The 4,970-nt window shown below is 68.5% G+C and carries 9 protein-coding genes; all 9 read left to right on the top strand.

The window, feature by feature from the left end:
• Positions 1 to 2: 2 nt before the first annotated feature.
• Positions 3 to 170, top strand: a complete 168-nt coding sequence (locus ACI6PP_RS22830; RefSeq protein ID WP_476712954.1) for an uL15 family ribosomal protein — start codon at positions 3 to 5, stop codon at positions 168 to 170.
• Positions 171 to 374: 204 nt separating this feature from the next.
• Entirely contained in the window at positions 375 to 1,679 is a 1,305-nt protein-coding gene (gene secY, locus ACI6PP_RS22825; RefSeq protein ID WP_421114033.1) for a preprotein translocase subunit SecY, read from the top strand.
• Position 1,680: 1 nt separating this feature from the next.
• Complete coding sequence (locus ACI6PP_RS22820; RefSeq protein WP_421114032.1) at positions 1,681 to 2,247, top strand: adenylate kinase; 567 nt, start codon at positions 1,681 to 1,683, stop codon at positions 2,245 to 2,247.
• Positions 2,248 to 2,252: 5 nt separating this feature from the next.
• Positions 2,253 to 3,095: a type I methionyl aminopeptidase gene (gene map, locus ACI6PP_RS22815; protein ID WP_421114030.1), complete on the top strand. Its 843-nt coding sequence runs from the start codon at positions 2,253 to 2,255 to the stop codon at positions 3,093 to 3,095.
• Positions 3,096 to 3,259: 164 nt separating this feature from the next.
• Positions 3,260 to 3,481: a translation initiation factor IF-1 gene (gene infA / locus ACI6PP_RS22810; RefSeq protein ID WP_421114029.1), complete on the top strand. Its 222-nt coding sequence runs from the start codon at positions 3,260 to 3,262 to the stop codon at positions 3,479 to 3,481.
• A 47-nt stretch (positions 3,482 to 3,528) separates the two neighbouring features.
• The gene (gene rpmJ / locus ACI6PP_RS22805) at positions 3,529 to 3,642 is read left to right on the top strand and encodes a 50S ribosomal protein L36 (protein WP_002514836.1); all 114 of its coding nucleotides are present in this window, start codon (positions 3,529 to 3,531) and stop codon (positions 3,640 to 3,642) included.
• Between the two features lie 151 nt (positions 3,643 to 3,793).
• Entirely contained in the window at positions 3,794 to 4,171 is a 378-nt protein-coding gene (gene rpsM, locus ACI6PP_RS22800) for a 30S ribosomal protein S13 (protein WP_421114026.1), read from the top strand.
• Positions 4,171 to 4,578, top strand: coding sequence for a 30S ribosomal protein S11 (gene rpsK / locus ACI6PP_RS22795; RefSeq protein WP_421114025.1), 408 nt, complete (start codon positions 4,171 to 4,173; stop codon positions 4,576 to 4,578). The genes rpsM and rpsK overlap by 1 nt, the downstream gene beginning before the upstream one ends.
• A 29-nt stretch (positions 4,579 to 4,607) precedes the next feature.
• Positions 4,608 to 4,970, top strand: a 363-nt coding sequence (gene rpsD, locus ACI6PP_RS22790) for a 30S ribosomal protein S4 (RefSeq protein ID WP_421114024.1), incomplete at its 3' end; no start/stop codon positions are given.

Below are 4,970 nucleotides of genomic sequence, written 5' to 3'. Positions count from 1 at the left end.
ACATCGACGTCGACACCCTGGTCGCCAAGGGCGCCGTGCGCTCCGGGCTGCCGGTCAAGGTGCTCGGCGACGGCGACCTGTCCGTCAAGGTCCAGGTCACCGCGCACAAGTTCTCGGCGTCGGCCCGCACCAAGATCGAGGCCGCCGGCGGAACCGCCACCGAGCTCTGATCGCAGACCACGGTCCGACGTGACCGGACCCCACGCAGCATGGCGGTCTCTCTCAGCCCCCTCACGGGTGGCTGTTAGAGTCGCCATGCTCGCGTATGGGCCGGGTCACTCCCGGACCGTGCCAGACACCCGGCGGGGGACGTCCACCAGCGGACGGACCCTGCACGACACGCCCCCGCCAGGCGGGGCCGCCGAGGAGGACAGGTGCTAGGCGCCTTCGTCAACGCGTTCAGGACGCCGGACCTGCGTCGCAAGATGCTGTTCGTCCTGGGCATCATCGTCCTGTTCCGGTTCGGCTCCACCATGCCGGCGCCGGGCATCAACGTCGAGAACGTGCAGTCCTGCATCGCGCAGGCGCAGTCCGGTGAGAACAGCTCGCTGTTCTCCCTGATCAACGTCTTCTCCGGCGGTGCCCTGCTGCAGCTCACCGTGTTCGCGCTCGGGATCATGCCGTACATCACGGCGAGCATCATCCTGCAGCTGCTGACCGTGGTGATCCCGCGCCTGGAGGCCCTCAAGAAGGAGGGCCAGGCCGGCCAGACCAAGATCACCCAGTACACCCGGTACCTGACGCTGGGCCTCGCGGTCCTCCAGGGCACCGGCATCGTGGCGCTCGCCCGCAGCCGCCAGCTCTTCGGCGGCGCGTGCAACCAGTCGCTGATGTACGACGAGGACTCCATCGCGCAGTTCCTGCTCATCGTCGTGACGATGGTGGCCGGCACCGCGATGATCATGTGGTTCGGCGAGCTGATCACCGACCGCGGCGTCGGCAACGGCATGTCGATCCTGATCTTCACGCAGGTCGTCGCCACGTTCCCCGGCGCGATGTGGCTGATCAAGCAGCAGCGCGGCTGGAACACCTTCGTCATCGTGCTGCTCATCGGTCTGGCCGTGGTCGCCGCGGTGATCTTCATCGAGCAGGCGCAGCGGCGCATCCCGGTGCAGTACGCCCGGCGCATGGTCGGACGGCGGATGTTCGGCGGCTCGTCCACGTACATCCCGCTCAAGGTCAACCAGGCCGGCATCATCCCGGTCATCTTCGCCTCGAGCCTGCTCTACCTGCCGGCCCTCGCGGCGCAGTTCAACCCGTCGGCCCCGTGGGCCGGGTGGATCCAGGACAACTTCGTCCAGGGCGACCACCCGCTCTACATGGCGACCTTCTTCGCCCTGATCGTGTTCTTCACGTACTTCTACGTGGCGATCACCTTCAACCCGACCGAGGTCGCCGACAACATGAAGAAGTACGGCGGCTTCATCCCGGGCATCCGCGCCGGCAAGCCCACCGAGGACTACCTCGGCTACGTGCTCTCGCGCATCACGCTCCCCGGTGCGCTGTACCTCGGCCTGATCTCGCTGATCCCGCTCGTGGCGTTCGTGCTGATCCAGGCCAACCAGAACTTCCCGTTCGGCGGCACGACGATCCTCATCATCGTGGGCGTCGGCCTCGACACCGTGAAGCAGATCGAGAGCCAGCTCCAGCAACGCAACTACGAAGGGTTCCTGCGCTGACATGCGACTCCTCTTCATGGGTCCGCCGGGAGCGGGCAAGGGCACGCAGGCCGAGACGCTGACCGGCAGGCTCGGGATCCCCCAGATCTCCACCGGCGACATCTTCCGCGCCAACGTCGCCGAGGGCACCGAGCTCGGCACGACCGCGAAGTCCTACATGGACGCGGGGGAGTACGTGCCCGACGAGGTCACCAACGCGATGGTGCGCGACCGCCTGCAGCAGGACGACGCCCTCGAGGGCTTCCTGCTCGACGGGTACCCGCGCACGGTCGACCAGGTCGACACCCTCGACAAGATCCTGGCCGAGGTCGACGCCAGCCTGGACGTCGTCGTGGTGCTCGTGGCCGACGAGGACGAGCTCGTCGCGCGGCTGCTCAAGCGCGCCGAGACCAGCGGGCGCAGCGACGACACCGAAGAGGTCATCCGTCACCGCCAGCAGGTCTTCACCGACCAGACCGCACCGCTGCTCGAGGTCTACCGCGACCGCGGGCTGCTCGTCGAGGTCGACGGCATGGGCGAGGTCGACGAGGTCGCCAAGCGCATCATCGCCGCCCTCCCGGACGCCTGAGCCGCATGGGTCTGCGCGACCGCGGCCTGGAGATCAAGACGCCCGAGCAGGTCGCCGTCATGCGGCAGGCCGGGCTGGTCGTGGGGCGCACGCTGGAGCTGCTCACCGCGTCGGTGCGACCGGGCATGACCACCGGCGACCTCGACCGGATCGCCGAGGAGCACATCCTCGACAGCGGCGCCACGTCGAACTTCAAGGGCTACCACGGCTTCCCCGGGGTCATCTGCACGTCGGTCAACGACGAGGTCGTCCACGGCATCCCCGGCGACCGGGTGCTGGCCGACGGCGACGTCGTCTCGATCGACTGCGGCGCGATCGTCGACGGCTGGCACGGTGACGCCGCGGTCACCGTCGCGATCGGCGAGGTGCCCGACGCTGTGCAGCGCCTCCTGCAGACCACGCAGGAGTCGCTGTGGCGGGGCCTGGCCGCCGCCAGGCTGGGCGGACGGGTCACCGACATTGGGCACGCGGTCGAGTCGCACGTCGAGAGCCGGGCGGTCGCCGACGGCGCCGTCTACGGCGTGCTCGAGGACTACGTCGGCCACGGCATCGGCACCGCGATGCACATGCCGCCCAACGTCCCCAACTACGGACGCCCCGGACGCGGCCCCAAGCTCGTCCGCGGCCTGGTGCTCGCCGTCGAGCCCATGATCACCGCCGGCGGCATCGACACCCTGACGCTCGAGGACGACTGGACCGTCGTCACCCAGGACGGCGCGTGGGCCGCCCACTTCGAGCACACCTTCACCCTCACCCCCGACGGTGCGTGGGTGCTCACCGCGCTGGACGGCGGACGCGAGCAGCTGGCCGCCCTGGGCGTGCCGTACGGCGGCCCGGCGGACGACTGACGACGATTTGGCCCCTGGGGGGCCTCGTCGTAGACTGAGGAGTCGGTCTATCCGGCCCTCTTCGCATGCCCCGCGGCTGCCACCTGATTCTCATGGATCCGGGGGTGGGACATGCGTGCCGGCCGATCGGGCCGCGACGACGACACGAGGAGATTGCACAGGACATGCCGAAGAAGGAAGGCGTCATCGAGATCGAAGGCTCGGTGGTGGAGGCTCTGCCGAACGCGATGTTCCGCGTGGAGCTCACCAACGGTCACAAGGTCTTGGCCCACATCAGCGGCAAGATGCGACAGCACTACATCCGGATCCTCCCCGAGGACCGCGTCGTGGTCGAGCTGTCGCCGTACGACCTGACCCGCGGTCGCATCGTCTACCGGTACAAGTAGCCGGCGCAGCACCCACCCAGCCGTCCACCCACGATGAAGAGAGCTCGATGAAGGTCCAGCCGAGCGTCAAGAAGATCTGTGACAAGTGCAAGGTGATCCGTCGCCACGGCCGCGTCATGGTGATCTGCGACAACCCGCGCCACAAGCAGCGCCAGGGCTGACGCAGCACCTCCAGACTTCAGCTCCACCGAAGAGAACGTGATCGCTCACCGGCGCCAGCCGTCGGTGTCACCCCCGGACCGGAGGCCAGGGCCCTGCAGCAGCAGGGGCGCGACACGCCACACACCTCCGCCAAGCAAAGGACACAGCCAGATGGCACGCCTCATGGGTGTCGATCTGCCACGCGACAAGCGCGTGGAGATCGCACTGACCTACATCTTCGGCGTCGGCCGGACCCGCGCGCAGCAGTCGCTGCAGGCGACCGGCATCAGCCCGGACCTCCGCGTCCACGAGCTGACCGACGACCACCTGGTCGCGCTCCGCGACCACATCGACGCGAACTACCAGACCGAGGGTGACCTGCGACGCGAGGTCGCCGCCGACATCCGCCGCAAGGTCGAGATCGGCAGCTACCAGGGTCGTCGCCACCGCGCCGGCCTGCCCGTGCGCGGACAGCGCACCAAGACCAACGCGCGTACCCGCAAGGGTCCCAAGCGCACCGTTGCCGGCAAGAAGAAGGTGGGTCGCTGATGCCTCCCAAGGGTCGTACACCCGCAGGCGCCAAGAAGGTGCGCCGCAAGGAGAAGAAGAACGTCGCCGCCGGCGAGGCTCACATCAAGAGCACGTTCAACAACACCATCGTCACGATCACCGACCCCACCGGTGCGGTGATCTCGTGGGCCTCGGCCGGAACGGTCGGCTTCAAGGGCTCGCGCAAGTCCACCCCCTTCGCCGCGCAGATGGCCGCCGAGGCCGCCGGACGCCGGGCGATGGAGCACGGGATGAAGAAGATCGACGTCTTCGTCAAGGGCCCCGGTTCGGGCCGCGAGACGGCGATCCGGTCCCTGGGAGCGGTCGGCCTCGAGGTCGGCACCATCCAGGACGTCACCCCCAGCCCCCACAACGGATGCCGGCCGCCCAAGCGCCGCCGCGTCTGATCGCCCGAGAGTCGAAGGAGTAGCCAGACATGGCCCGTTACACCGGACCCCTGACCAAGAAGTCGCGTCGTCTCGGCGTCGACCTGGTCGGCGGCGACGCAGCGTTCGAGCGTCGCCCGTACCCCCCCGGCATGCACGGTCGCGGTCGCGTCAAGGAGAGCGAGTACCGCAACCAGCTGCTGGAGAAGCAGAAGGCGCGCTACACGTACGGCGTGCTCGAGAAGCAGTTCCGCAAGTACTACGAGGAGGCGAGCCGTCGCCCCGGCAAGACCGGTGACAACCTCCTCGAGATGCTGGAGCGTCGCCTCGACAACGTGGTCTACCGCGCCGGGTTCGCCCGCACGCGTCGCCACGCCCGCCAGCTCGTCACGCACGGTCACTTCGTGGTCAAC

The sequence above is a fragment of the Solicola agrisoli genome (assembly GCF_049059935.1).
Classification (GTDB): domain Bacteria; phylum Actinomycetota; class Actinomycetes; order Propionibacteriales; family Nocardioidaceae; genus JAURVT01.
The sequence above is the reverse complement of the archived record's forward strand: the minus strand, read 5'-3'. Positions and strand labels throughout refer to the sequence as shown.

What these genes read in the sequence shown, in the direction of transcription:
- ACI6PP_RS22820 (WP_421114032.1), top strand. Translation starts at nt 1,681, where the DNA reads ATGCGACTCCTCTTCATGGGTCCGCCGGGAGCGGGCAAGGGCACGCAG.
- map (WP_421114030.1), top strand. Translation starts at nt 2,253, where the DNA reads ATGGGTCTGCGCGACCGCGGCCTGGAGATCAAGACGCCCGAGCAGGTC.
- infA (WP_421114029.1), top strand. Translation starts at nt 3,260, where the DNA reads ATGCCGAAGAAGGAAGGCGTCATCGAGATCGAAGGCTCGGTGGTGGAG.
- rpmJ (WP_002514836.1), top strand. Translation starts at nt 3,529, where the DNA reads ATGAAGGTCCAGCCGAGCGTCAAGAAGATCTGTGACAAGTGCAAGGTG.
- rpsM (WP_421114026.1), top strand. Translation starts at nt 3,794, where the DNA reads ATGGCACGCCTCATGGGTGTCGATCTGCCACGCGACAAGCGCGTGGAG.
- rpsK (WP_421114025.1), top strand. Translation starts at nt 4,171, where the DNA reads ATGCCTCCCAAGGGTCGTACACCCGCAGGCGCCAAGAAGGTGCGCCGC.